Genomic DNA, 26144 nt, shown 5'->3' on the forward strand with positions numbered 1-26144 from the left:
AAAATAGTATGTCCTGCCTCTTCAAGAAGTACTTTGGTATCAAGCCGTTTGTGGAAGGTGGCATTGTCCATGACAATAACACTATTCTTGGGTAGTTCAGGTACTAACAGTTGTGTCACCCAACTGTGAAAGAGATTGCTATCGATGCTACAGTCATAAAGCCCGACCGCGAATAGTTGGTTGTTACGAATGGCACCAATGGCATTGGTCTGATTTTTTAACTGCCAATTATATTCACCAAAGCACTTTTGACCTTTGTAGCAATAGCCGTGAGGTCTATTGTCATGAGACTTAAAGCCACTCTCATCTAGGTAGATGACGGGTCTATCTTGGTCTTCAAATTGATGCAATTGCTCAAGGAATACGCGCCTTAATTCGATATCTGCTTTTGGATGATTAAGTGTCTTTTTTTTGAGAAATACCCAGTCTTTTTAAGGCCATACCAATGCCTCTTGGACTACAACTAAGCCTGATAGCACGCTCATGATGATAGCTGTCAGGATAGGTAGCCACATCTTCTATCAGTTTTTGGTTGTCAATTTTTAAGGGACGAAAAACACGTTGCTTGCGCTTAGGGTTTTTCTTCCAACGTTGTATAGTCGCTGGGCTAAGTTGATATTCTGCTGCAAGTTCTCGAAAGCTATCACCTTCCTCAAGCTTGCTTAGTATCATTTGTCTGTAATCTTCTGAGTATGCCATTTGATTAGTGTACTTGTTCTATTTTGCTTTTACTATAATATCGAAACTGACATCAAAAATAAAAAAGTCCGCTTATAGGCGGACTTTTTCGTCAAAAATATGATTAAGAATATCGGTGTAATTTTGAACGAACCTCGAATCAATTAACCCTAATGCCATAGTCGGTTCAAGAACATTCAGGTACAAGGAAGGCAAGTTAAAGCACTACAAATAGTAGACTGAACGAGCCTGCCACCGTACCTGATTTATAGTGGATTGACTATATTAAGCAAGCAAGACATCACCATGCTCATCACGTAAGTTATTTTTCATCATTTTCCCTGCGCCGTTGAGCACAATATTATCTACAAAGACGACTTTATCAGGTATTTGCCAACTGGCCACTTTACCTTTATAGAACTCAAGAATCTGCGCTTCATCTACTGCCGCATCTGCTTCTTTGACGACAATTAAGACTGGACGCTCGCCCCACTGCTTATGAGTCGCTGCAATCGCTGCGGCCATCTTAACCTCTGGATGCTCCACAGCGATATTTTCTAATTCCACAGAAGATATCCACTCGCCTCCTGATTTGATCAAATCTTTTGAGCGGTCACGGATATTCATATAGCCGTCAGCATCAATCGTGGCGATATCACCGGTATCAAACCAGCCATCTGCAGTAATGGCATCTTTATTTTCAGTAAAATAATCATCAATGACCCAATGCCCACGAATCTGCAAGCGCCCTTGTGACTCGCCATCTTCAGCAACTGGCTTATCTTTTTGTTCCGTATCCATCAGACGTATCTTGACACCATAAGGAGGCCGACCTTGCGATTTACGCAGCTCATTAATTTCTTCTTTACTGAGCGACTTGTGCTTGGCTTTTATCTGATTCATCGTGCCGAGCGGACTGGTCTCAGTCATGCCCCAACCATGTATCGCATCACAGTTAAAATCCTCTCTAAAGGTTTTGATAATTGATGGCGGACATGCTGCACCGCCGACGATTGTACGCGTCATACTGTCCAGCTTACTGCCTTTGTTTTTGGCAGCGGTTAGCAGACTTTGCCAAATAGTTGGCACACCCAAAGCCACAGTCACTTTATAGTCATCAATTACTGCGACTAAGCTGTCACCATCAAGATTTGGACCGGGCAATATCAAAGAGCAGCCAGTCAGGGCAGCGGCATAAGGCGTGCCCCACGCGTTGACATGGAACATCGGCACTACTGGTAGCAAGACATCTTGGGCAGACAACGAGGACACATCGGGCATACACAAAGCCATCGCATGCAGAACTGAGGAACGATGAGAGTACAAAATGCCTTTGGGATTGCCTGTCGTTCCTGAGGTATAACAGAGTGAGCTTGCAAGTTTTTCATCAAACTGCGGCCAGTAAAAATCAGGGCTATTATCTGCCAGCAACTCATCAAAGAACAGAGCATTCGGTAACTGCTCCAAGACTTTTTCGTCTCTATCACCCAAATAAATAAAGTGCTTAATGCCTTTGATATGCTCTTTGATAGCGGTAATTAGTGGCAAAAAAGTAATGTCAAAGAATAAAGCTTGATCGTCCGCATCGTTAATGATGTAGGCAAGCTGTTCGGGGAATAAACGGGGATTAATAGTATGGCAAATCATACCGCTACCCGAGATTGCGTACCACGCTTCTAGGTGACGGCGATTGTTCCATGCCAAGGTTGCGATGCGCTCTGATGACTTAAGTCCCAGTGCTTGTAGCGCATTTGCCAAACGTTTTGAGTTATTGGAGACGGTCAACCAATCACTCTTGGTCATCTCGCCATTGACTTCTTTTGACAAGATAGCGGTATCACCATGATATTGGGCGGCGTGCTCAATGAGGCTGCTAATGAGCAGCGGCTGATACATCATTTTTCCTAACATCTGAATATCCTTATAGTGATTTTAGTGCTCGTCCGTGGGCATATTTTATATATGGAGCCTCATCAGTATACGTCAGTCTGAACAGTTAGAAAAATTAATTTCGTCTGATGGAAATAAAGGATAGATCTTTTTTTCTTAATTAAGTAGCCGTTGTAGATGTCCTTATCAGTCTCTTTATTAGCGCTTTCAAGACTGCCTATTACGTGTTCGTTCATCGGATGAACATGCTTATTTACACTTATGTTTGCCCGTTATTTTCTAGAAATATACTGTCTCAACTTACTTTCAACAAGACATATTAAAAAACGAAAGTCCGCACCTGTTTATGACCCAGACTGCAATACAGCATCAGGTAAGCTTTGTACCGCTCTGTTTGCCGCGTCAATAGCCCCAGCGACATAGCCAGGAAACTGCGCTGACCATTCGCTACCGCAACCAGTCAGACTGTCTTGCCACACACCTGTTGTTGGCTTGGAAGCAGGTGCTACTGCATGCTGACCTGCGCCACTGGCATCAGCAGGCATCGCCGTAAATGGATCTTGCGCCCAGTCTTTGATATATTCAGCTTTTGGAGTACCTGCTTGCACACCAAATAGACGTACCATCTGCGCGCGGCAATGTGCTTTTAGCTCCATCTCTGAGACACTTTGGCGCACTTGCGCAGGGACGCCAAAGAAACCAAACACAGCGCCTTCACCCTCTACCAATGAGGCATCATGTATCTCAGTGAGCGGCCCTATCGCACTTCGTGCTGCACCCGAGAGACCGTTATCTCGCCAAAAGGGCGAATCATAAACGGCCACATACTTGGCATGTGGCGCCATCCAAGTGACGGTCTCTTGCCACTCCATCGCTAAATCGTGCGGTAAAGCAGGTTCAAATACGATATTACTAATCGCCAACCGAGGTGGTAGCGCAAGTAGTACATGCTGTGCTTGATAAGTGATGAGCTGACCAGCCTTGATATGTTCAGAGCCACACTCGCTGTCTATTTTAATATGCTGACCAGTCTTGGTTAAGCGCCTTACTATCTGACCCTTAACGATACGCTTGGCATCTAAGCGAGCGTATAAAGCATCAGTTAGCGCCGTCATTGCACCCACGAGGCGCATGGATGGTGGTGAGCTCTGATAGCCTGGCGCACGGATAGGCAACTCACTGGCGCCACGTTCAACCATCATGTCGCCTGCTTCAAATTGAGCGAAACGTGGTAAACCTAATGCCTCGATAAGACTGCTCAGCTGTGGCTGATACTCCGGCCAAAACCAAGACGGCCCTAAATCAAATCCGTCGTTTGATTTTTCATGATCAACACTTTGGCTGCTAGCATTCATATCTGCTGATGACTTGGCAATAGCAATGCGACCGCCCAATCTATCACGAGCCTCTATCAATATATAGTCGATGCCTTTTTGCTCTAATAAAAATGCCGCATATAGACCGCTTAAGCCACCGCCAACAATCACAATAGGTACATCTTGCATATAAAATTATTCCTACTTAGTTGAGATTATTCAGCCAATAACTTAGTCAGCATCTCATCTATCTCAACCTTAAACTCTTTATCTTCAATCTTATTGGCCGTGATTTTGGCATTTTGTAGACTTTGAATAGCCGCTTCTTTGTTACCTGTCTCAAGCTGTAACACCGCCATAGAAAAAGCAATCGACGACAGATGATCTTTCGAATTGATTGCCGTGGCTTTGGTTAGTGCTTTGTCATAAATGACCAGTGCTTCGTCCAAGTCTTCTGTAAAGTCAGCCAACGTCTCCCACTGCTCTGGATGGTCTTTGTCCGTATTTTCATTGTCGGTACAGATGGCTTTTAAGTCGGCATAAAATCCATCAAATGCTTCTTGATTACCGATACGATCAGCCTCTAGTAATTCTTCTGCCAATTTATAAATAGATTTATATATTTTGGTATTGATCATTGCTTACAACCTTTTATTGACTTGGGTATAGATTATTTGGTTAGGATTATAACGTAATTCTAGGGCGTGTCCTCATTTTAAAAATGGTGATAAAAATGAGATAAATTGCAGTCAAACAAGGAAAATAGCGCAGATAATATCAGGATATTAACCAGCTATTTAACGATGTTTGGCAAAATTTAGCCATTTTTAGCCCGTTTAGATATGATCAATTGAATTGAGGACACGCCCTAGCGAGCGGCTCAGATGATTGCCACAGAAAAGGACACGATATTTATATGGCTGTTATTAAGATTGCTATGAACCTTATTAGGGTTGCTATTGAGGCTATAACTCTCGCCAGTGCAACCAAAGCCGCGTATCTAGCTCAAACTGATGATATTCAGGCTCCATATGGCAGCATAATTGATAAAAAGCTTTGTTATGGTCATGCTCTTTAAAATGCGCCAACTCATGCACGACGATCATGCGCAAAAACTCAGGCGGTGCTTCTTGAAACAAGCTGGCCACCGTGATGCTGTTGTGCGATTTGAGCTTGCTACCTTGTATGCGAGACTGGGTGGTATGAATACCTAGCGCATGTTTGAGAACTTTTAACTTGCTGCTATAGCTGACATTCGATAGCTGTCCCACTTTGCGCATATACTGATTTTTAATATCATTGATATACTGATAAAGAGCCTTATCACTTTTTATTTGGTGCTGAGTGGGATACTTTTTTTCTAGATAAGCACCCAAGTTACCATCGCTAATAAGCAATGCCGCTTGTGTTTGAACTTGCTCAGAATAATGAGCGATGTACTTTAATGTGGTCACAAATTTATCCTTTGCTGAGTCGTTGGCGCTTGTCTCTATAGATTTTACCCTATATCTACTATCTGCCTATCATTGGTTCATAAATAAACCCCATAAGTTGAATTCAACTTATAGGGTTATCTCTTACAATACTTTTATTTAGAACCTACCACGTATAGATGGTTTTATACGCGATTGCCAATGAATTCATTAACGCCCTAAATGTAGATACTGCAAATGGCGCTCGTATTGATTTAAGATATCGACCAATACTTGCTCTTTGGAGTAGCCAACCAAGTCATACTCTTGCGAGCCTTCACTTAAGAACACTTCCGCACGATAATAGTACTCTGCATTCTTAGTTGAGGTGCTCAATGTAAAGTTAGGACGCTCAGCTTTGATCAAGTTAACTTCATAAATAAAGTCATCTTCATCGCCATGTCCAACACGCAATTTGAGACCATCTATTTGACCGCTACTCTCATCCATACCTTCATCTATATCTTGTCCGATATGTGCAGGGTTACGGATATCCAAAGACGTTTTTAGACCGCCTGCGGCAAACTCTTTTTCAACTTCCGTCATGGCAGGTCTGACCACATTTTGTAAGAACTGCTCCACTTGTGCATGTTTAGGGAAACTGACGATACGTTGCAAGCGTGCTTTCCAGCTCTTACCGCTATCGAGCACGTTAGCCGTACCAATCGTACTGGCTTTGCGTTTATTGCCTTCTTCTTTTAATGATCTCCACATCGCCACCATATAGAGCACAAGGATGAGTGAGAATGGCAGACCTGCAATCACAGATACTGACTGTAATGAGGCGAAACCACCAGCAAACAATAAGCCTAAGGTAATAAGACCGGTCGCTGCTGCCCAAAACAGACGCAACCAAACAGGTGCATCCGTATCATTGGTCATACCACGTGAGCTCAAGTTTGCTAATACTAACGCGCCTGAGTCAGCTGAAGTCACAAAGAATACTAGCCCAATCACAACACCTGCAAATGATAGCACTTCGCTGTAAGGAAAATACTCAAACAAGGCAAACATGCCCATTGCCGCATCATTAACTGCGATTTCACCCAGCTCAGTGGCACCATTGGCAACCAAGTCTATTGCTGAATTACCAAAGATAGAGAACCAAGCAAAGATGAAACCAAGTGGGATAAACATCACACCAAATACGAACTCACGCAGGGTACGACCACGGCTAATACGTGCAATAAACAGACCTACGAACGGTGCCCAAGCGACCCACCATGCCCAGAAAAATATCGTCCAGCCTGATTTCCAGTCAGCGCCAGCTTGACCATCATAAGCATAAACATCAAAAGTTTTGAAAACGATGGTTTGGAAGTATTGACCAATATTTTGGGTAAAGGTATTCAGCAAATAAACCGTATTACCCATTACCAATATCGCGATTAATAGCAATATCGAAGACAGCATGTTGAATTCGGATAAACGGCGGACGCCTCTTTCCACACCAGTCATCGCAGAGATCGCCGCGGCAGCGACAACACCTATGATGATAAAGGTTTGAACCATTTTGCTGGATTCAATCCCAAACACATGAGTCAAACCCGCATTGGCTTGCAATACACCAATACCCAAACTGGTCGCGATACCCATCAAGGTACAAACCACACCAAAGGTATCAATACCATCACCAAGCCAGCCTTTGATTAAGCGTTCACCAAAGATAGGTGTCAACGGCGAGCGTAGCGCCAATGGCATGTTTTTGCGATAAGCGAAGTACGCTAGCGCCATACCAATCAGTGCATAAATACCCCAACCATGCAGACCCCAATGCAAAAAGGTCTGCGCAAGTGCTTCACGCATAGCCGCCTCACTGGCAGGCTCTAACCCCGTATGCGGCGTCAGGTAATGCATCAACGGCTCAGACGCACCAAAGAATAATAAATCAATACCGATACCAGCGGAGAACAGCATCGCGGCCCACGCTAAAAAGGGAAATTGCGCCTTTTCGTGGTCTTGACCAAGCTTGATATCGCCATACTTAGAAAAGCCAACAAACAAGGCAAATATACTATAAGCAGCAACCACCAGCATGTAATACCAGCCAAAGCTCTGGGATACCCATGCCATACTTGAACTTAATAATGCCTCACTATAATCTGGAAACGCAATCGTCCAGATTATCAATAAAATAGAAATAATAGCTGAGCCTAAAAAAACCGTCTTATTTAGAGTCAGGGGTTTCGTCGCATCCTTTGATGGCGAGCTGTACATAAAAGACCTCAATAGGTAAATTAAACAGGGTCTGATATTGCTTTGTCCGTCATAATCTTATGACTGATAACCGCATAACATACAAATAACTGCATGACGCACAAAGCAGTACCAATAAATAAAAATTTGTTGCTCAAGTAATGATCACTTCCATAATGGCTACTTCAGTAATTACTTAAGCAACAAGGTAAGTCATTAAAAAATCAATTTTAATGGTGTTCGTTTTCTAAAACAGTAGCGCGGATAAAAAAGACCTTTATAAAAAGGCCTTCTTATTAGGGTCTGTTGAACATTCAAATGTGGAACTGGCAGTGGCTATTTTTTAGACAATACGCAGTGAAATTTTTGACGCCTAGTCATTCTAGGTTAGACAATTTCGCCATGTATTGGCAAAAAATAGCCCTGCCCTGAAAGGCTGATACTAAAATCACCCCAAACGTTGTTGTAAACCTAGCTAAGGTCTCGACATTATCGTCGGTTTACGCCTGATTTGATAAAAGGTTTGATGCGATTTTAGCAATCAGCAGTCCTAATATTTGAATGTTCAACAGACCCTATATCAACAATGGAAAATGGACTTATGATTACTTTGCATGGTTTTGCTGCGAGCAACTATTACAATATCGTGAAACACACCCTTTTATTCAAAGAACTATCCTTCCAAGAAAACCTTGTCTACGGTAGTAGTGACGAGTTGATGAAAGTCAGCCCAGTTGGCAAAGTACCTGCCATCACAACCCCTGACGGCTTTGATTTGTCAGAATCGAGCGTTATTTGTGATTTTTTAGAAGAAACTTACCCAGAAAAGCCGTTATATCCTAAAAATTCGGCAGAACGCGCAACTGTGCGTCAAATTATGAAGATAGCAGAGCTTTATTTTGAGCTGCCAAGTCGTAGGCTAATCCCTTATGTTTTTTCAGGCACCGATGCCCCTGAATCTGTCAAGGATGAAGTACGCCAAGTATTGAGCCGCGGTATTATTGCCTTGAATCGCTTGTGTCAATTCTCGCCTTGGATTGCAGGGGAGCAGTTCACGATGGCTGACATCTATGTTTATTATGTGAATACTATTGTCAGCGCATTTGCCTCTACCCAACTTAACTGGGATGTGCTGGCAGAAATCTCAGGTATGAAAGAGTGGAATGCTGCTATGAGAGAGTCTGATACTGCCAAACAAGTAGAAGAAGGTCGTCTAGCAAACATGCCAGAGTTTATGCAGCATGTGACAGCCCAAATTAAAGCCGCAAACGCTGGCTAGTTTGATATTAAAAAGTACTTAACTACAGAACAACTTTTGTATTCAATAACCAAAAAATAGGGCCAATACAATACCGTCATTGGTTCAATAACTATAACGATTTGCAGGAGCAAACCCTATGACTGATAAAAACATCCAACTGACTTCAACCATCAGCGAAGACAACAAATTGACATTGGCATTACAAGAGATTGATATGCCGCAGCCTGGTGCCGATGAAGTCGTTGTGCGCATTGAAGCGGCACCATTGAACCCATCTGATTTGGGGGTTATGTTCAGCGCCGCCAATATGGCAACAGCTGTACAATCAGGCACCGACGAAAACCCAGTCATCACGGCTGATGTCCCCGCCCAGTTTATGCCATCGCTAAAAACACGTGTGGGTAAAGCCACGCCTGTGGGCAATGAAGGCGCAGGGACTGTGGTCGCAGCGGGCTCATCAGATGCCGCACAAGCATTGATGGGTAAGACGGTAGCTGTGATTGGCGGTGGGACTTATCGTCAATACCACTGTGTCAATGTACAGAGCTGCCTAGAACTAAAAGAAGGCACCACGGCTAAAGAAGGCGCCTCTTCTTTTGTGAACCCGCTTACTGCGTTAGCGATGGTTGAAACCATGCATGCTGAAGGGCATAAAGCCATCATTCATGCAGCGGCAGCCTCTAGCCTTGGTCAAATGTTAAACCGTATTTGTATGGCTGATGGCATTGATTTGATCAATATTGTACGTAGAGATGAGCAAGAAACGCTACTGCGTGATATGGGCACAAAATATGTGGTCAACTCAAGCAGTGACAATTTCATTGCTGATTTAACGGCAGCGATTATCGAAACAGGTGCCACTATCTCATTTGACCCTATTGGCGGCGGTCAGTTAAGCAGCGATATTCTTAACTGTATGGAAACTGCTATCACTCGTGATGTAGAAGAATACAGCGTTTATGGGTCTGACACTTTTAAACAAGCTTATATTTATGGCGCACTAAACCGCGGCCCTATTACATTGAACCGTAACTTTGGTTTTGCTTGGGGTGTTAATGGATTCTTATTGTTCAATGCGCTAGGCAAACTGGGCACCAAGACAGTCATGTCGATGCGCAAACGTGTTGCAGAAGAAATCACCACGACATTTGCCAGCAGCTATACGCATGAGGTGTCATTGGCAGAGGCATTAAAACTACAATCAATCGCCGCTTACGGTAAACAAGCGACCGGTGAGAAGTACTTAATCACGCCTCAAAGCTGATCTTTGCCTGAAGATAGCTACTTAAAGATAGCCACTTAAAGAGTGACTTTGAAATATAAAAAATCAGATATCGATTATGATATCTGATTTTTTATTGATTGATTGATATCTTTGGATATTCTCTCAATGATTAACAATCTCCCATTTTAAGTTGTGAATATCTAATTCAGCATATTGCTTTTGAAACTGCTCGTTACGCCCATGATCTCGATAAAATTGCTCTAACACATCTATTGGTGTATTAGGCAGATTTAGGATCAGCTCATCAATATCTATGTTTCCTGCCTGATCAGCAGAAAGATTCATTAATTCTTTAAATTTCAAAGCTACCTCACAATGTAAATTTCAGAACACCTTGTAGATAATAGAGAGCTTTTACATGTAACAGATTAAAAAATCGCCCGCTATAATGGCCAAAAGCGCGTATTACCCTTGTTAAGACTGAGACTTGCCAGCCTAACTAATCATTGGTTTCGCGATACAGGGTACTCTGCGACTCTTCTCTAAAATCCTCGTAAGTAATCGCTGCTTCGTTGTCCAAGCCATCGGTAGTTGCTTCTACTATCTGCTCTGTCTCTTTATCCGCTGCGACACTTGATGGCGCATCAGTTTGATTGGGATTGGTCACTGCTGATGGTTCAGCATCAGCCACTGGCGGATTATTCGAGAGGGTTATCGCCTTAGCTGCCTTAGCCTGAGTCTTAGGTTGAGTATCGCTACTGGCATTGGTCTCAATATCGCTCGCCACCTCTTCAGAGGCGCCAGACACTGTACCTTCTGTCGAAGGAGATAAGATGCCACTGGCATTAATGGTTAACACAATAATAGCGGCCAATAATGTCCCGATAGCAATCCCAATGATGAGAGGCTTTTTATTACTGGCGAGCTTACTCTGCGGTTTTATTGCTGCGTTGTTAACAGGTTCTGCCGTATTTTCAACGACTGTATTTTCAGCAACTTGCTCATCATTATGAGCTGGGTGAAAAGTATCAGTATCGTCACTGGTATGCTCAACATGATGGCTGTCTAGTTCAAGGTCTGAATTTTCATCCAAATCATAGCCATCCAGATAGTCTTTATTTGATGATTGAGGCGTATCTGCTAGTGATTCATCGTTGCCAAAGATTTTCTCTTCATTAATAAAGTCAAAGCTGACATCTGTAGTTGTCGTATCTGATATATCAATGTCTATCCCCTCATTACCCTCTGAGGTGGCAAAAAACTGCAATTCTTCTACGCTTAAAGACTCATAATTAGGAGATTGTCGTATATTTTCCCATGGCGTTAAGTGGTCAGACTTGCCCTCATTTTGATTGTTGTCTTCTGTACCGTCAACACGACTGATAAAGCGTTCATAGATATTATTTTTGACAAGCTTACGCGATTTTTTATTAACAAGTTTGGTCAACTCCTCGTCGAAATCAGTACCGATGTCTTTTTTTTCATCGTTCATAGAATAACACCAAGCCAGTTTATTCTACTGGCGTTAAATGACTGCTAAAATGAAATTGTAATTTTTCTTGCGCAAGTGTAACAATGTTACCCACCCTCAATATAGTTGCTCACCTCACTATCTTCAAGCATAATTTATTCGATATCACTAATATTTATACGTAGCCTCTCAAACAGTAAGGTGAATACGTATGGAAAACCGATCTCTATAGAGACACCCTATACCATAACAGGCGCAATAATATGGATTTAAAACAGCTCAATGCGTTTATTGCTGTTGCAGATTTGCGTAGCTTTAGCGCAGCAGCGACTAAAACTGGATTGTCACAGCCAAGTCTGAGTCGCCTGCTCAAACAGCTTGAGACCGATATGGGCGTGGTACTCATTGATCGCTACCATCGACCGCTCCATCTGACTGAGGCGGGTGCGTTTTTTTACGATAAAATCAGTACCATACTGACAGAGATCGATACCGTTACCAGCATGACGCAACGCTTATCAGCGCCAAGTAGCGTCTTAAACATCGGTTTTGTACCGTCAGTGCTGTATGGACTACTGCCTGAAATAATTGCAACGCTCAAACAATCCAATCCTGATATCGAGGTCAATTTAAAGGACATTAGCTCTTATCAGCAAATGGATGCCCTAAAAAGTGGTGAAATTGACATTGGTTTTGGTCGTTTTGCTCATCAGGATGCATGGATTCAACAGATATTATTGCGTCATGAGCGTTATGTGGTGGCGCTTCCTAAAGCCCATCCGTTGGCTCATGTGCGTGAGCAGCGTTTGATTGATTTGGCAAACAACCGCTTGATTCTATATCATCAAACGCATCTGCCAGTCTTGACGACAGCCAGCACATTAACGGCTGATACAGGAAGTAGCGCGGTAAACGCTAATAATGAGCAGCCACCGCTGAATGAGCCCATCACCGAACCTTTGCTACATCTGTTTGCACAATATGGTATTTCACCATTTATGACCACCACAGTGAGCGACTTGCAAGTCGCACTTGGTTTGGTGGCTGCGGGCGAAGGTATTACCCTAGTGCCTGCCAGCCTACAAACGGTACGCACCGAACAAATCAGCTATCAACGTTTGGTTCATGAAAACGTCACCTCGCCTATTTTTCTGCACACCCTCAAAGATTTTGTGCATCCAAGAATACCTGATTTGCTCGTCGCCATTTATCATGTCTATGAGCGGCGCGGCATCACTTACCGGCAGCAAAAATTTGTGTCAGAGCCTTAAATTATCAGCTATCGAATGAATATTGTGTTATAAAGAACCGCCAAAAAATAATCAATCCTAATGCTTGATATTATGGATTGATTATGCTAACTAAAAAGAATGGCAATGCAAACAAATAGTAATAATGACTAGGGTGTGTCCTCATTTTAAAAATGGTGATAAAAATGAGGTAAATTGTAGTCAAACAAGGAAAATAGTGCAGATAATATCGAGATATTACCTAACTATTTGACGATGTTTGGCAAGATTTAACCATTTGTAGCCCATTTAGAGCCCTATCGATTGAATTGAGGGCATGCCCTAGAATAATCGTTCTCCTGAGTAGCATTGGTGTGCTAAAGTCGATACAAGATGAATCGTTTTATATTTAAGCAAGTGATAGACCGATTCTCTAATGATCATTGGCAAGCTGACACAGGAAAGTGATAATTTGCCGTTTTAACCATTTCGAGGTATTTATGACCACACAACGTATGAACAACCCTGATAGCGCTACTGCCCAGGAAGGCTTTAGTTGGCGCATCTTTGGTCCCGGCATTCTAATGGCAACGGCTGCCATTGGTGGCTCGCATTTAATTTCATCAACGCAGGCGGGTGCTATATATGGCTGGCAGCTGGCAATCATGATTATTTTGGCCAATGTCTTCAAGTATCCGTTCTTTCGTTTCGCAACAGATTATGTCTATGACACGGGCGAGAGTTTAATCGCTGGCTATGCCAAACGCTCAAAAGCCTATCTGTGGATTTACTTTATCTTATCCATTTTATCAGCCGTCATCAGTACTGGCGCAGTCTCTTTGATCGCCGCAGTGATATTGGGCTTTATGCTCCCCGCCTCCCTCGGGTTATCAACGATGGCGTTGTCGTTAATCATCGTTGCCGTTTCTTGGTTCTTTTTGATAGCAGGACATTATAAGCTGCTCGATGGCCTGACCAAGTGGATTATGATTGCGCTGACGACGGCGACCGTCGCTGCCGTGATTATTGCTGCTGGCAAGCCGACAGTGATGACCGTTGACTTTGTTGCTGCCTCTCCTTGGAATTTGGCGACCTTGGGTTTCATCGTCGCGCTAATGGGCTGGATGCCAGCGCCGCTCGAATTTGCCGCCATTACCTCTATGTGGACGTCTGCTAAAGTCAAAGCCGACCATACAACCAAGCGTCAAGGGTTACTGGACTTTAATGTTGGTTATTCAATTTCTGCTATTTTGGCATTGTTCTTTTTATCGCTTGGTGTTTTTGTGCAATATGGCTCGGGTCAAGAGATTGAGCTGGTCGGCGGTGCTTATATCAATCAGTTGATCAATATGTATACGGCGACCATCGGTGAATGGTCGAGACTGCTAGTCGCTTTCGTTGCCTTCATGTGCATGTTTGGCACCACGATTACCTGTGCGGATGGCTACGGTCGCGCCAATGCAGAGTGCTGGCGTTTGATTAAAGGCGAAAGTGAAATCACCAAAAAACAAATTGCTTTTTGGACGACCTATGCCATCGGTGGTGGCTTGGTTATTATCACTTTCTTTACTGGACAATTAGGCTCTATGCTCAAATTTGCTATGATCTCCGCTTTTGTCTCCGCGCCTATCTTTGGCTGGTTAAACTACTCGCTGGTTCGTAGTCATCAAAAACTATCGGCAGGCATGAATGCGCTATCAGTTGCAGGCTTAATCTTCTTAGGCGGCTTTGCGCTACTATTCCTAGCTAATTTGGCGGGTCTGTTTGGTTAAATAAACACTGATAACCTAACGCGTCTAGTCGTATGTCATAAAAGCCCTAATAGCTGAGTTATTAGGGCTTTTTTAATGGCTACTGATAAGTAGACAAAGCGATAGTGCTTCCAATAATTGTAACTAAATGTAAAAAATTAGTCATAAGAATTTTGATTGCTTGAGAAAAATGAATAGTCAACCAAGCAGATCGTTATAAAACGCATAATGCTATTCACTTTATGAATATTATTAAAAATACTACATTTGCTTATTAAAATAAATAAATAATAATTCAATTCATAGCCTTTGCAAGGGTGATTAATTGGGTATAATCAACAACAACGATAACACTATCCCTCCACGTAAGGACTACGACATGACCTCACCATCGGCTGGCGCGCGCTTCCGCAGTGCAATGAAACAAAAAAATGATAACAATCAACCATTACAGATCGCTGGTGCAATCAACGCCTATACAGCGATGATGGCGACGCAGGTCGGTCATCAGGCTTTATATCTATCTGGGGCTGGCGTGGCCAATGCCTCATTCGGCTTACCTGATTTGGGTATGACTAGCCTTGATAATGTCCTAGAAGACGCCCGCCGTATTACGGATGCGGTTGATACGCCGCTGCTTGTCGATATTGATACTGGCTTTGGTGGCGCATTCAATATCGCCCAAACCATCAGAAAAATGGAAAAAGCAGGCGTGGCAGCGGTACATATCGAAGATCAAGTCGCTCAAAAGCGCTGCGGTCATCGCCCAAATAAAGAAATCGTTAGCATCTCAGAAATGGTTGACCGCTTAAAAGCCGCTCTTGATGCCAGAACGGATAAGGACTTTGTCATCATGGCTCGTACTGATGCCTTATCTGTTGAAGGGCTTGATGCAGCCGTTGAGCGCGCCGTTGCCTTTCAAGAAGCGGGCGCTGACATGATCTTTGCAGAAGCCTTAACCGATATCGAGATGTATCGTAAGTTTACTGATGTACTTGATATCCCAGTGCTAGCGAACATGACAGAGTTTGGTCAGACGGATTTGTATACCACAGAGCAATTATATGCCGTTGGTGTTGATATGGTGCTGTATCCACTATCAGCTTTTCGCGCGATGAACAAAGCGGCATTAAACGTTTATCAGCATCTATTGAATGATGGCACCCAAGACAAAGTTGTAGATACCATGCAAACCCGCATGGAGCTGTATGATTTCTTGAATTATCATGAATTTGAGCAAACGCTAGATAACTTGTTCGCTGATAATAAGTAGTTAGTCATTAATAGTTAGCACCTGGCAACGCCGTAAAGATAAATCACCTTTGGGCGTTTTTATCTCTATGAAATTCGTCTTTATTTAATTTTAGGTTATTTATGTCATTTTTTAATTCTAATTCTGTTGTAAAAGCTTCAATACTTAGCAGCACGCTTGCCGCTTTGTTATTCACAACAGGCTGTGATAAAACACCAGAAACCGCTGATGACACGACCAGTGATGCAAGTGACGTTGCTATTGCCGATACGTCTGCTGCACAGCCAGCCAGTCAAGATGATCTGGTAATGACAACAATTACGCTAGATACCGTCAACAGTCTGTTGTTCGCTCCGATTATCACTAGCGGTGCGCTCAGTGCAGAGCAAGTAAGCTGCCTTGAATCGCGTGACAAAGACTTGGGCAAAGCGGAAGTCGATAGCTTCTATAAAAGTCAGTTCACCGATGCTGAGTTAAAAGAGTTGGATAAGTTTTATACCTCAGAGGTAGGGGAAAAGTTGATTGCGTTTGGCAATGAGCAACTGCGCGTCATGAATGGTGAAGAAGTTGCAACGCCAATGGCTGACCCTACCCCAGAAGAAATGACTGAAATCCAAACCTTTATGGAATCACCGCTTGGCGTTAAGTACATGAAAATTAACAATGCAGAAGGCGCAGGCAGCGCGATGGAAGTATTAAATGTGCCTATTGAAGCTGAGTTTGAGCGTTGCAATGTCGATTTAGATGATACACAGCCTGAACAGCCTACGTAGCTGTCAGTTAGCGATATAGTAAGTCATAAATTAACGGTAAGAAATACTCCCTTTTCAATTCAAAAAAGCTACCCACAAAAGGAATTTAATCATGGCAGCACAGAACCCATCAACAAAAGTATTGTCAGGCGCAGGACTACGCGGTCAAGTCGCTGGCAAGACTGCTTTATCTACCGTTGGCAAATCAGGCTCAGGCTTGACGTATCGCGGTTACGATGTGTCAGAGTTGGCAGACAAATGCATCTTTGAAGAAGTCGCCTATCTATTGCTTTATGGCAACCTACCTATGCAGAGTGAGCTTGATGCGTATCAAACCAAGTTAAAAGGTCTACGTGGTCTATCTCAGCCGCTAAAAGACGTGCTTGAGCGTATCCCAAGCGATGCCCATCCGATGGATGTCTTGCGTACTGGCTGCTCTATGCTCGGTAACCTTGAGACTGAAATGAGTTTCGACGAAGAAAACGACCAAGCTGATCGTATGCTTGCTGTTTTCCCATCTATCATTAACTATTGGTATCGCTTCACGCATGACAATGTATGTATCGAAACCGAGACGGATGATGAAACCATCGGTGGACATTTCTTACATCTACTAAAAGGTGAGAAACCAAACGAGCTACATACGAAAGTGATGAACGTTTCGCTTATTTTATACGCTGAGCACGAGTTTAACGCTTCAACCTTTACCGCGCGCGTCTGTGCCTCTACCCTATCTGATATCCATTCTTGTATCACTGGTGCAATTGGCACCTTACGTGGTCCTTTACATGGCGGTGCCAACGAAGCCGCGATGGATATGATTGAAGGCTTTAGCTCACCTGATGAAGCTGAAGAAGAAATGATGGGGATGCTGGCTCGTAAAGACAAAATCATGGGCTTTGGTCATGCCATCTATAGTGAGTCAGATCCACGCAATGTCGTGATTAAAGGTTGGGCGGAAAAACTGGCTGCTGACGTTGGTGATGAAGTGCTGTACCCCGTATCAGTACGCTGTGAGGAAGTCATGTGGCGCGAGAAGAAATTGTTCTGTAATGCTGACTTTTTCCATGCGTCTGCCTATCATTTCATGGGTATTCCAACCAAGCTGTTCACACCTATCTTTGTTTGTTCACGCTTGACGGGCTGGGCATCTCATGTATTTGAGCAGCGTGCGAATAACCGTATCATTCGCCCAAGTGCCGAATATACGGGTGAAGAGTTGCGTTCTGTACCAGATATGAGTGCGCGTTAATTTAGCACTTAATGTTGAGTAAGTTTTAGCTTGATAGGGTGTGTTCCATCGTATTAATAACGACTTTCAGGTACACAGGTCGCACCCTACATTTTCTTACTCTTACCTTTATTTTCCTTGCAAATTTATACCGTTTTTTTAGCAAAGCCTGCCAGCACTACTAATGACAACATTAGCGATAACAACGGCATAGCAATGATTTTGCTAAAAAAATTTCAACCTAAATTAATCAGCCAACCGCCAAAGGTGACTTATGGACAACGCCCTAGTACAACCCATGAATGAGCAATTCAAAAAGCCATTACCTGATACGGATTTATATTACTTTGATACCCGTGAAGCCGTTGAGAATATCGAAGTGGGCGCATATGACAAACTACCGTACTCATCCAAAGTACTGTGTGAAAACTTGGTTCGTCGTTGCCCACCTGAAGACTTAACCGCCGCATTGACCCAGCATATTCAGGGTAAGCAAGACCTTGATTTTCCTTGGTATCCGGCTCGCGTCGTTTGTCATGATATCTTGGGTCAGACAGCGTTTGTTGATTTGGCGGGCCTGCGTGATGCCATCGCTGAGCAAGGCGGTGACCCATCGAAAGTAAACCCTATCGTTCCTACTCAGCTCATCGTTGATCATTCACTAGCTGTTGAGCATGCAGGCTTTGAAGAAGACGCCTTTGAGAAAAACCGTGCTATCGAAGAACGCCGTAACGATGACCGTTTTCACTTTATCAACTGGTGTGAATATGCCTTTGATAACGTCAACGTCGTACCGCCTGGTAACGGCATCATGCATCAAATTAACTTAGAGAAAATGTCGCCAGTGGTACAAGTCGTAAAAGGCAAAGACGGTCGTGAAGTGGCCTTTGCTGATACCCTCGTTGGTACGGATAGCCATACGCCTATGGTTGATGCCTTAGGTGTTATCTCAATCGGTGTTGGCGGCTTAGAAGCCGAGAGCGTCATGCTGGGGAATCCATCCTATATGCGCCTGCCTGATTTTGTTGGCGTAAAATTAACCGGTAAATTGCAAAAAGGCGTTACTGGTACCGATTTGGTCTTGGCAATGGCTGAGTTCCTACGCAACGAAGGCGTGGTCTCTACTTATATTGAATTTTTCGGTGATGGCGCACGCCAGCTAACCGTTGGTGATCGTGCTTCTATCTCTAATATGACCCCTGAATATGGCGCAACGGCAGCGATGTTCTATATCGATGAGCAAACCATCGATTATCTGCGCCTTACCGGTCGTAGTGAAGCGCAAATCAAACTAGTCGAGCAATATGCTAAGCAAACTGGCCTATGGGCTGATGGCATGGAAAACGCCGAATATGCGCGCGTCCTTGAGTTTGATTTGTCAGCAGTCGTACGTAATCTGGCTGGCCCTTCGCGTCCACATGCACGGGTATCGACCACGGATTTGGTTGCCAAAGGCATTGCTCATGGCGCTGACGAAAAACTACCTGAACCAAAAGACGGTCTGATGCCAGATGGCGCGGTTATCATTGCTGCCATTACCAGCTGTACCAACACTTCTAACCCTCGCAACATGGTTGCGGCAGGCCTCGTCGCCCGTAATGCCAATGCAAAAGGCTTATTACGTAAACCTTGGGTGAAAACATCACTAGCCCCCGGCTCTAAAACGGTAAAAATGTACCTAGAAGAAGCCGGTCTCATGTCTGAGATGCAGCAAATAGGCTTTGATGTGGTTGGCTTTGCTTGTACCACCTGTAATGGTATGAGTGGCGCGCTTGATCCTGATATCGAAAAAGAAATCATCGATAACGATCTATTCACCACCGCAGTTTTATCAGGCAATCGTAACTTTGATGGTCGTATCCATCCTTATGCCAAGCAAGCCTTCTTAGCATCACCACCACTGGTTATCGCTTATGCTATCGCGGGTAATATTCGCTTTGATATTGAAAAAGACTCATTAGGCCAAGACCAAAACGGTAATGAGGTTTACCTAAAAGACATCTGGTTCGACGATGACGAAGTGGATGCTATCGTGGCAGAAGCCGTGAAGCCTGAACAGTTCAATGCCGTCTATATCCCGATGTTTGATGAGGCCAAAAAAGACACGGGCAAGGCTTTAAGCCCATTATACAACTGGCGCGAGATGACCACTTATATCCGCCGTCCGCCGTATTGGGAAGGCAAAATGGCAGCGATGAACAAATTAAAAGGTATGCGTCCGTTGGCAGTATTGGGCGACAATATCACGACCGACCATATGTCACCATCGAATGCTATTTTGGGTGATTCAGCGGCTGGTGAATATCTTGATACCATGGGCTTGCCTGCCGAGGACTATAACTCGTATGCCACCCATCGCGGTGATCACTTAACGGCACAGCGTGCCACCTTTGCCAATCCTAAGCTATTGAACGAGATGGTACTCGACGACAGCGGTGAAGTCATCCAAGGCTCACTGGCGCGCGTAGAGCCAGAAGGTCAAGTCATGCGTATGTGGGAAGCAATTGAAACCTACATGAACCGTGAGCAGCCGCTCATCATCATCGCAGGTGATGGCTATGGTCAAGGCTCAAGTCGTGACTGGGCGGCCAAAGGTGTGCGTCTCGCTGGTGTGGAAGCCGTCGTCGCTGAGGACTTTGAACGTATTCATCGTCAAAACTTAGTTGGCATGGGCGCGCTACCTTTACAGTTCGAAGAAGGTACGACTCGTCATACATTAAATATCGATGGCACGGAAACCTTTGATGTCACGGGCGAAGTCTCTGCTGGCGGGTTGATGACACTAGTTATTCATCGTACTGATGGCAGCACTACTGAGACACCTATTATCTGCCGTTTAGATACGGCTGATGAAGTCAAAATGTACAACGCAGGCGGTATGCTACAACGTTTTGCCAAAGAGTTTATCGAGGGTACGCTAGATATTGTGTAAATCCTTGCCTTTGCTTCAAGTTTTTTAAAACGTAGAGACAAAAAGAGCTGCTTTAAGAGTGGCTCTTTTTTTAATTTTCGCTAAATTAATGAACAAAATTCAGCCTTTGTTCTCTTGCTATAGGTTTCAAACCCGATTGATTTATAATATACTGGTTTGGTTCACAAAGTATTATCCTGATAATTGCATTATTTCATTGAACTCTTATCAGTTTTTGTTATTTCACTATTTACTGTAAAGACTATAAGGATAAATAAGATGGCATTATCTATAGTAGACATCAAAAACACAGTGAGCCCTCAAGAAGACAACCGCCGTCATATCGTATTGATTGGTGCAGGCTTTGCCGGTATTCGCTGTCTTGAGCAATTGGCCAAATATAGCGCTGATCGTATCACCTTAGTTGACCGTAATGACTATCACTTTTTCCCACCGCTGATATATCAAGTCTCTGCTGGATTTTTAGCGTCATCAGATATTAGTTATCCGCTACGACGATTCATCGAAAATTATGACAATGTGCGCTACCGTCAAGGCAATCTCCTTCGTATCAATACCGAAGATAAAGTCGTGACCCTTGATACAGGCAATGTGTCTTACGATCGCCTGATTATCGCCACTGGTGCTGAGACCAATTATTTTGGTAATAAGGATATTGAAGCTTATGCACTGCCTATGAAGACGATCAAGGATGCCTTGAGTATTCGCAATCATATGCTGGCGCAATTTAATTACGCTGCCTCTTTGCCAGTAGAAGAGCGTGAGCCTTATCTCTCTATTGTGATTGCAGGTGGTGGCCCTAGTGGTGTTGAGCTGGCAGGTGTAATGTCCGAGATTCGCTTATATACGCTACATAAAGAATATCCTGAGCTACTAGAAAATGTCGGTGGTATCACGCTGGTCACGGCTGATCCCGTTTTGCTCGCACCGATGAGTGCTGAGGCGCAACGCTATACCCAGCTGCAAATGGAAAAATTCAACGTTGATCTTGTTTTTAGTGATCCTGTAGCGCGTTACGATGGTCATATAGTCACACTAAAAAGTGGTAAAACCCTTCACACACACAATCTGATTTGGACGGCGGGTGTCACTTGCGAGCCTATAAACGGTCTTAATGTCGATGATTATGGGCGCGGAAATCGCTTAATGGTCGATGCTCATTTGGCTCTGATAAATCACAAAGATATCTATGCGCTTGGTGATATTGCACTGGCGACTCATGATGACCACTATCCTAATGGTCATCCTCAATTGGGACAGGTTGCGAGTAGTCAGGGTACGTACCTTGGAAAATACTTAAGTGACAAAACAGTTGAACCATTTCAATATAAACATAGTGGTGATATGGCGATGATTGGACGCTTAACAGCAGTCGCCGATATAAAAGGCATGCACTTAAAAGGCATCATAGCTTGGCTTGCATGGGTGGTTATTCATATCTTGTCGCTCAGCACTGCCAAAAATCGTTTGGCAACAACTTGGAATTGGATGACTGCTTTTTTGACTGGCAATCAGTCGTTTCGGATGGGTATTCAGCCTCACGAAGACAAGTTAACCCTAACCAAAGATAGTACAGCGGCAAAAGAGTCGTAAGTCATAATGATATTGAATGGTTGTACTTAATAGCGTAATATGTACGATATATTGTACAAGTTATAGAGTATGTCATGAAAGGAGTAAGCCATGAGAGTCGTTAGTTTTTCAGAAGCCAGAAAGCACTTAAAGTCCGTCCTAGACACAGTAAATGATGATGCCAACGCCACTATCGTGACCCGCCGCGATGCTGATGATGCAGTGGTTATGTCACTAGACTATTACAACAGTCTGATGGAAACCGTCTATCTATTAAAATCTCCTGCCAATGCGGCGCACTTAGCGGATTCTATTGCCCAATATAAAGCGGGCAAGACTGTTACGCGTGAGCTAATTGATGCGGCAGAAGGCAGTGGTAAAAGTGATGGTAGCAGCGGTGATAGTGAGCATACGGATAGCAACATTGAGAATGCTTGAACTCAAAGGCTTTAATAACCATAAAAGGTCTGATAATGAGTGATCAATTAGCATGGACAGATGCTGCGTGGAAGGACTATTTGTACTGGCAGACACAAGACAAAAAAACACTCAAACGTATCAATAAGCTCATCATCGAATGTAAGCGTAATCCGTTTGATGGTATTGGCAAGCCTGAGCCCCTAAAAGAGAATCTATCAGGGTTTTGGTCCCGACGCATTGATGACGCCAATCGTTTGGTCTATGCCGTCGATGATAATTACCTCACGATTATTTCTTGTCGCTATCATTATTGAGAGTCACTTTAAAACTGATTTAAACGACTATCTAGCTAAAAATTTACTCAACATTCATCAATAATTTATGCATAATAACGGTCGTATTTATCACTGAAAAAAATTGAGAGGGTTATGGGTTGGTTTAAACTATTGATTGCCGCAGGAGCACTATATTTGGCTCAAAGTTATTATTTACTGACCCCCAGTCATGTAGAGACGTTTTTGATGGAGCATCAGACGCTGGCTATGAATGATCCTGTCGCTGCTTGTGACAACTACAGCGATGAGGTAGAGGTGACGATCAATCACAAAACGACTGACGGTACATGGGAAGTTGAGGGTGGTAAAAATGAGCTGTGCGGCTATTTGAAGCAATCTCAGGCGGCTTTTGTCATTATGCAGGCGAGTACCTCGGGTCATTTTGAAAACGTGGACGTTATCTCAAGCTTTCCTTGGCAAAAATCCCGTGCCAGTTATGACGAAATCAATAACGTCAGTATGGGCGCGATAGGCGCAATCAGTAGTAAAACACATGACACACTCAAAATTAAAAGAACCCTAACGGGTTTGGAGATTGTCTCTGTCACCTCTGTGGGTGGGACGACCAATTCAATGAGATAATAAATAATGATACTCTGACAGATGATGCGGTTATCATGTTACTTGATTATTATAATGGCTTGATAGAGACTGTCTATCTGATCAAATCACCTACTAATGCGGCTCATTTAGCTAAGTCCATTGCGCAGTATTGAGCTGCTAAGAAAAATCTCAAAGCAGTAATTTAACATCACGATAAAAATTCTCATGTGTACCAATCATTAATAAGGTAAGGACAAGCTGCCCATCATCAATTTGATAAGCCAATAAGGTTAACTGCTTTAGCATTTTAAACTTGTAGACACGTACAGAGGCTAAGTCACCTACCTTCTGCACACCTAAATCAGAATTTTCAATGATGGAACGTACAGCATTATCTAAATCAGCCTTTTGATTTTTATGCAATTTTTTAACCGCTTTTTTGAAACTGTGCGATTGGATAACGCTTAAAGGCTGAGTCATTATTTATCCAAATTCATAAGGTTGAACCATACCAGCATCAACTTCTGCTTGTGCAATCAAAAGCTGACGAACAAATTCATAAGATAAATCAGGATTGTCTTCCATGATTTGCCCAATGGTTGCCCAATGTTCAATTTGCTTTGGTGGAGTACGATGTTGTGCTTTTGCAATGGCATGTGCTTTATCAACTAATAATCGGTCAAGACGGATACTGGCTGTGGCCATAATAGTCTCCTCAATATACTAAAATGAAGTAAATTTCTATTAAACTCAGTAATTTACAATACTGTGGTATTTTACCACAGATAATCAATATGAACGAATTTAATTACTTTAAGTCAGAAAAGGATGTCCAAGAATGACTCAACCAACTTCTCAAAACAAAGCAAAATTCGCCCCGCAAATCTCCGTCCCAGCCACCTACATGCGCGGTGGCACTTCAAAAGGTACTTTCTTTAAATTGTCCGATTTACCTGAGCGCTGCCAAGTTGCTGGCGAGTCGCGCGATAGTTTCCTATTGCGGGTTATCGGCAGCCCAGATCCTTATGGCAAGCAAATCGATGGTTTGGGTAATGGTAGCTCCAGCACGTCAAAAACGGTGATTTTATCGGCCTCTGACAAATCAGATCACGACGTGAACTATCTGTTTGGACAAGTCAATATCGCCAAGCCAATGATTGATTGGGCGGGTAACTGTGGCAACTTAACCGCAGCAGTCGGTGCGTGCGCTATTAATATGGATTTGGTCAATGCCGATAAAATTGCTAATAGCATCGATGAAGGTGCTGAAAGCGGTATTTGTGAAGTACGCATTTGGCAAGAGAATATCGGTAAAACGATTATCGCTCATGTCCCAGTCTATAAAGACGCAAATGACAAAGTACAAGTTCAAGAGACGGGCGACTTTGAATTAGATGGCGTGACCTTCCCAGCTGCTGAAGTCAAAATTGAATTTATCGACCCTGTAGATGCCACCAGCGATATGTTCCCTACTGGCAACTTGGTCGATGACTTCGATGTTACCGGCTGCGGTCTAAACGCTGATAGTGTCAAAGCCACCTTCATTAGCGCTGGTATCCCAACCATCTTTATGAAAGCGAAAGATTTGGGCTTTACCGGTACTGAATTGCAAGGTGATATCAACAGTGACGGTGAGCTACTTGCCAAGCTGGAGAAAATCCGTGCCAAAGGTGGTGTGGCGATGGGAGTGTTTAAAGATATCAGCGAGGCGCAGACCAGCCAACACATTCCTAAAATCGCTTGGGTGGGCGCAGCACAAAGTTATACGGCCTCTAGTGGTAAATCGGTCGATGCAGGCGAGATTGATTTAGTCGTACGTGCCATGAGTATGGGTCAGTTGCATCATGCCATGATGGGTACAGCAGCAGTTGCTATTGCTGCCGCGGCAACCACACAAGGCACGCTCGTCAATCAAGCGGCAGCTGGTGAAGGTCAATCTGAAAAGCAGCTTAATGAAGTGCGTTTTGGTCATCCATCAGGTACATTGCTCGTCGGTGGAAAAACTGAACTGGTTGATGGACGCTGGCAAGCCAAAAAAGTGTCTATGAGCCGATCAGCAAGGCGTATCATGGTTGGTGAAGTTTTTGTGCCAGCGGATGCTTTTTAAACGTTAACTCTCGTCTCACCATATATCATTAACATCCCACCTATAGTAACTAAGGCTAAGCCAGCGATTTTATAGATATCTATCGCTTTAACCTCTAAGCCAAACAATCCAGTTTGGCTTAGTATCAGGGCAAAATACATTTGCCCAAGAAACACCCAAAGCAGCGTATTCCCTGCGCCTATCTTTGGCGCGGCAATGAACATGAATAAGATATAAAAACTGCCCAAAAATCCTGGCAACCACATCCACCACGTCGCGTTTTCGATCATTGGCGGCTTGATACCTCCGCTCATTATATACGATAGTACTAAAGAAGCTAATGCACCTCCTAAGTATAAATAAAAGGTAGATTGTATTTGAGAGGCTTGTGTACTTTCTCGAAAAGCATTGACGATAGCCAGTTGCAGCGGAACAATAGCACCACCTAAAAGGCTGATTAAGACGTAAGGAAGGATTTTCAAACGGTATTCACCAAAATTAAATAAAAAATGTCTTTATATAATACTAAACT

The 26144-nt window shown here is 43.5% G+C and carries 24 protein-coding genes and 2 pseudogenes; 14 read left to right on the top strand and 12 right to left on the bottom strand.

What is annotated here, in order from left to right:
* The 7 genes from RH96_RS09510 to betT all read right to left on the bottom strand — a co-directional run.
* The coding region (locus RH96_RS09510) for a transposase (protein WP_010200372.1) at positions 1-350 on the bottom strand (350 nt) is incomplete at its 3' end.
* Between the two features lie 46 nt (positions 351-396).
* Entirely contained in the window at positions 397-699 is a 303-nt protein-coding gene (locus RH96_RS09515) for an IS630 transposase-related protein (protein WP_010195977.1), read from the bottom strand.
* 264 nt (positions 700-963) lie between these two features.
* Complete coding sequence (locus RH96_RS09520; protein WP_010200374.1) at positions 964-2589, bottom strand: long-chain-fatty-acid--CoA ligase; 1626 nt, start codon at positions 2587-2589, stop codon at positions 964-966.
* A 323-nt stretch (positions 2590-2912) separates the two neighbouring features.
* Entirely contained in the window at positions 2913-4073 is a 1161-nt protein-coding gene (locus RH96_RS09525) for a flavin monoamine oxidase family protein (protein WP_010200376.1), read from the bottom strand.
* 26 nt (positions 4074-4099) lie between these two features.
* On the bottom strand, positions 4100-4522 hold the full coding sequence (locus RH96_RS09530) for a hypothetical protein (protein ID WP_010200380.1): 423 nt from the start codon (positions 4520-4522) through the stop codon (positions 4100-4102).
* A 327-nt stretch (positions 4523-4849) separates the two neighbouring features.
* Positions 4850-5338, bottom strand: a complete 489-nt coding sequence (locus RH96_RS09535) for a M48 family metallopeptidase (RefSeq protein WP_010200383.1) — start codon at positions 5336-5338, stop codon at positions 4850-4852.
* Positions 5339-5527: 189 nt separating this feature from the next.
* Entirely contained in the window at positions 5528-7573 is a 2046-nt protein-coding gene (gene betT / locus RH96_RS09540) for a choline BCCT transporter BetT (protein WP_010200385.1), read from the bottom strand.
* A 580-nt stretch (positions 7574-8153) separates the two neighbouring features.
* Here betT and RH96_RS09545 point away from each other — a divergent pair.
* Together RH96_RS09545 and RH96_RS09550 are read left to right on the top strand one after the other, a co-directional pair.
* On the top strand, positions 8154-8831 hold the full coding sequence (locus RH96_RS09545) for a glutathione S-transferase family protein (protein WP_010200388.1): 678 nt from the start codon (positions 8154-8156) through the stop codon (positions 8829-8831).
* Between the two features lie 118 nt (positions 8832-8949).
* A complete protein-coding gene (locus tag RH96_RS09550) occupies positions 8950-10077 on the top strand; it encodes a zinc-binding dehydrogenase (protein WP_010200391.1) in 1128 nt (375 codons plus the stop codon).
* A gap of 123 nt (positions 10078-10200) precedes the next feature.
* Here the strand turns inward: RH96_RS09550 and RH96_RS09555 are convergent, their stop codons facing one another.
* Both RH96_RS09555 and RH96_RS09560 read right to left on the bottom strand, forming a co-directional pair.
* A complete protein-coding gene (locus tag RH96_RS09555) occupies positions 10201-10401 on the bottom strand; it encodes a hypothetical protein (protein ID WP_141629737.1) in 201 nt (66 codons plus the stop codon).
* Positions 10402-10537: 136 nt separating this feature from the next.
* Positions 10538-11530: a hypothetical protein gene (locus RH96_RS09560; protein WP_010200396.1), complete on the bottom strand. Its 993-nt coding sequence runs from the start codon at positions 11528-11530 to the stop codon at positions 10538-10540.
* A gap of 242 nt (positions 11531-11772) precedes the next feature.
* Here RH96_RS09560 and RH96_RS09565 point away from each other — a divergent pair, with 242 nt between their 5' ends.
* The 11 genes and pseudogenes from RH96_RS09565 to RH96_RS15245 form a co-directional block, all read left to right on the top strand.
* On the top strand, positions 11773-12780 hold the full coding sequence (locus RH96_RS09565; RefSeq protein WP_010200398.1) for a LysR family transcriptional regulator: 1008 nt from the start codon (positions 11773-11775) through the stop codon (positions 12778-12780).
* 458 nt (positions 12781-13238) lie between these two features.
* A complete protein-coding gene (locus RH96_RS09570; protein WP_010200402.1) occupies positions 13239-14510 on the top strand; it encodes an NRAMP family divalent metal transporter in 1272 nt (423 codons plus the stop codon).
* Positions 14511-14868: 358 nt separating this feature from the next.
* A complete protein-coding gene (gene prpB, locus RH96_RS09575; RefSeq protein ID WP_010200405.1) occupies positions 14869-15762 on the top strand; it encodes a methylisocitrate lyase in 894 nt (297 codons plus the stop codon).
* Positions 15763-15863: 101 nt separating this feature from the next.
* Complete coding sequence (locus RH96_RS09580) at positions 15864-16514, top strand: DUF2059 domain-containing protein (RefSeq protein ID WP_010200407.1); 651 nt, start codon at positions 15864-15866, stop codon at positions 16512-16514.
* Positions 16515-16605: 91 nt separating this feature from the next.
* Positions 16606-17745, top strand: a complete 1140-nt coding sequence (prpC, locus tag RH96_RS09585) for a 2-methylcitrate synthase (protein WP_010200410.1) — start codon at positions 16606-16608, stop codon at positions 17743-17745.
* 277 nt (positions 17746-18022) lie between these two features.
* Positions 18023-20656, top strand: coding sequence for a Fe/S-dependent 2-methylisocitrate dehydratase AcnD (gene acnD, locus RH96_RS09590; RefSeq protein WP_010200413.1), 2634 nt, complete (start codon positions 18023-18025; stop codon positions 20654-20656).
* 258 nt (positions 20657-20914) lie between these two features.
* Entirely contained in the window at positions 20915-22249 is a 1335-nt protein-coding gene (locus RH96_RS09595; RefSeq protein ID WP_010200416.1) for an NAD(P)/FAD-dependent oxidoreductase, read from the top strand.
* A gap of 90 nt (positions 22250-22339) precedes the next feature.
* Positions 22340-22588, top strand: a pseudogene (locus RH96_RS09600) (type II toxin-antitoxin system Phd/YefM family antitoxin); the annotation flags it as partial.
* Positions 22589-22701: 113 nt separating this feature from the next.
* Positions 22702-22962, top strand: a complete 261-nt coding sequence (locus tag RH96_RS09605) for a Txe/YoeB family addiction module toxin (RefSeq protein WP_010200420.1) — start codon at positions 22702-22704, stop codon at positions 22960-22962.
* Positions 22963-23076: 114 nt separating this feature from the next.
* Positions 23077-23565, top strand: coding sequence for a hypothetical protein (locus tag RH96_RS09610; RefSeq protein WP_010200422.1), 489 nt, complete (start codon positions 23077-23079; stop codon positions 23563-23565).
* A 26-nt stretch (positions 23566-23591) separates the two neighbouring features.
* Positions 23592-23699: pseudogene (locus RH96_RS15245) on the top strand (type II toxin-antitoxin system Phd/YefM family antitoxin); the annotation flags it as partial.
* A gap of 16 nt (positions 23700-23715) precedes the next feature.
* Here RH96_RS15245 and RH96_RS09615 read toward each other — a convergent pair.
* Positions 23716-24006, bottom strand: a complete 291-nt coding sequence (locus RH96_RS09615; protein WP_010200428.1) for a type II toxin-antitoxin system RelE/ParE family toxin — start codon at positions 24004-24006, stop codon at positions 23716-23718.
* A 3-nt stretch (positions 24007-24009) separates the two neighbouring features.
* On the bottom strand, positions 24010-24231 hold the full coding sequence (locus RH96_RS09620) for a TA system antitoxin ParD family protein (protein ID WP_010200429.1): 222 nt from the start codon (positions 24229-24231) through the stop codon (positions 24010-24012).
* A gap of 133 nt (positions 24232-24364) precedes the next feature.
* Here RH96_RS09620 and prpF point away from each other — a divergent pair, with 133 nt between their 5' ends.
* Positions 24365-25633: a 2-methylaconitate cis-trans isomerase PrpF gene (gene prpF, locus RH96_RS09625; RefSeq protein ID WP_010200431.1), complete on the top strand. Its 1269-nt coding sequence runs from the start codon at positions 24365-24367 to the stop codon at positions 25631-25633.
* Here the strand turns inward: prpF and RH96_RS09630 are convergent.
* On the bottom strand, positions 25630-26094 hold the full coding sequence (locus tag RH96_RS09630) for a DMT family transporter (protein ID WP_010200434.1): 465 nt from the start codon (positions 26092-26094) through the stop codon (positions 25630-25632). The two genes, prpF and RH96_RS09630, sit on opposite strands and share 4 nt — an antisense overlap.
* Positions 26095-26144: the final 50 nt, after the last annotated feature.

The organism is Psychrobacter sp. PAMC 21119 (genome assembly GCF_000247495.1).
In the GTDB taxonomy this organism is placed as follows: domain Bacteria; phylum Pseudomonadota; class Gammaproteobacteria; order Pseudomonadales; family Moraxellaceae; genus Psychrobacter; species Psychrobacter glaciei.

Bases quoted from the DNA above. Each gene is read 5' to 3' on its own strand.
- RH96_RS09515 (WP_010195977.1), bottom strand. From the start codon at position 699: ATGGCATACTCAGAAGATTACAGACAAATGATACTAAGCAAGCTTGAG.
- RH96_RS09520 (WP_010200374.1), bottom strand. From the start codon at position 2,589: ATGTTAGGAAAAATGATGTATCAGCCGCTGCTCATTAGCAGCCTCATT.
- RH96_RS09525 (WP_010200376.1), bottom strand. From the start codon at position 4,073: ATGCAAGATGTACCTATTGTGATTGTTGGCGGTGGCTTAAGCGGTCTA.
- RH96_RS09530 (WP_010200380.1), bottom strand. From the start codon at position 4,522: ATGATCAATACCAAAATATATAAATCTATTTATAAATTGGCAGAAGAA.
- betT (WP_010200385.1), bottom strand. From the start codon at position 7,573: ATGTACAGCTCGCCATCAAAGGATGCGACGAAACCCCTGACTCTAAAT.
- RH96_RS09545 (WP_010200388.1), top strand. From the start codon at position 8,154: ATGATTACTTTGCATGGTTTTGCTGCGAGCAACTATTACAATATCGTG.
- RH96_RS09550 (WP_010200391.1), top strand. From the start codon at position 8,950: ATGACTGATAAAAACATCCAACTGACTTCAACCATCAGCGAAGACAAC.
- RH96_RS09560 (WP_010200396.1), bottom strand. From the start codon at position 11,530: ATGAACGATGAAAAAAAAGACATCGGTACTGATTTCGACGAGGAGTTG.
- RH96_RS09565 (WP_010200398.1), top strand. From the start codon at position 11,773: ATGGATTTAAAACAGCTCAATGCGTTTATTGCTGTTGCAGATTTGCGT.
- RH96_RS09570 (WP_010200402.1), top strand. From the start codon at position 13,239: ATGACCACACAACGTATGAACAACCCTGATAGCGCTACTGCCCAGGAA.
- prpB (WP_010200405.1), top strand. From the start codon at position 14,869: ATGACCTCACCATCGGCTGGCGCGCGCTTCCGCAGTGCAATGAAACAA.
- RH96_RS09580 (WP_010200407.1), top strand. From the start codon at position 15,864: ATGTCATTTTTTAATTCTAATTCTGTTGTAAAAGCTTCAATACTTAGC.
- prpC (WP_010200410.1), top strand. From the start codon at position 16,606: ATGGCAGCACAGAACCCATCAACAAAAGTATTGTCAGGCGCAGGACTA.
- acnD (WP_010200413.1), top strand. From the start codon at position 18,023: ATGAATGAGCAATTCAAAAAGCCATTACCTGATACGGATTTATATTAC.
- RH96_RS09595 (WP_010200416.1), top strand. From the start codon at position 20,915: ATGGCATTATCTATAGTAGACATCAAAAACACAGTGAGCCCTCAAGAA.
- RH96_RS09605 (WP_010200420.1), top strand. From the start codon at position 22,702: ATGAGTGATCAATTAGCATGGACAGATGCTGCGTGGAAGGACTATTTG.
- RH96_RS09610 (WP_010200422.1), top strand. From the start codon at position 23,077: ATGGGTTGGTTTAAACTATTGATTGCCGCAGGAGCACTATATTTGGCT.
- RH96_RS09615 (WP_010200428.1), bottom strand. From the start codon at position 24,006: ATGACTCAGCCTTTAAGCGTTATCCAATCGCACAGTTTCAAAAAAGCG.
- RH96_RS09620 (WP_010200429.1), bottom strand. From the start codon at position 24,231: ATGGCCACAGCCAGTATCCGTCTTGACCGATTATTAGTTGATAAAGCA.
- prpF (WP_010200431.1), top strand. From the start codon at position 24,365: ATGACTCAACCAACTTCTCAAAACAAAGCAAAATTCGCCCCGCAAATC.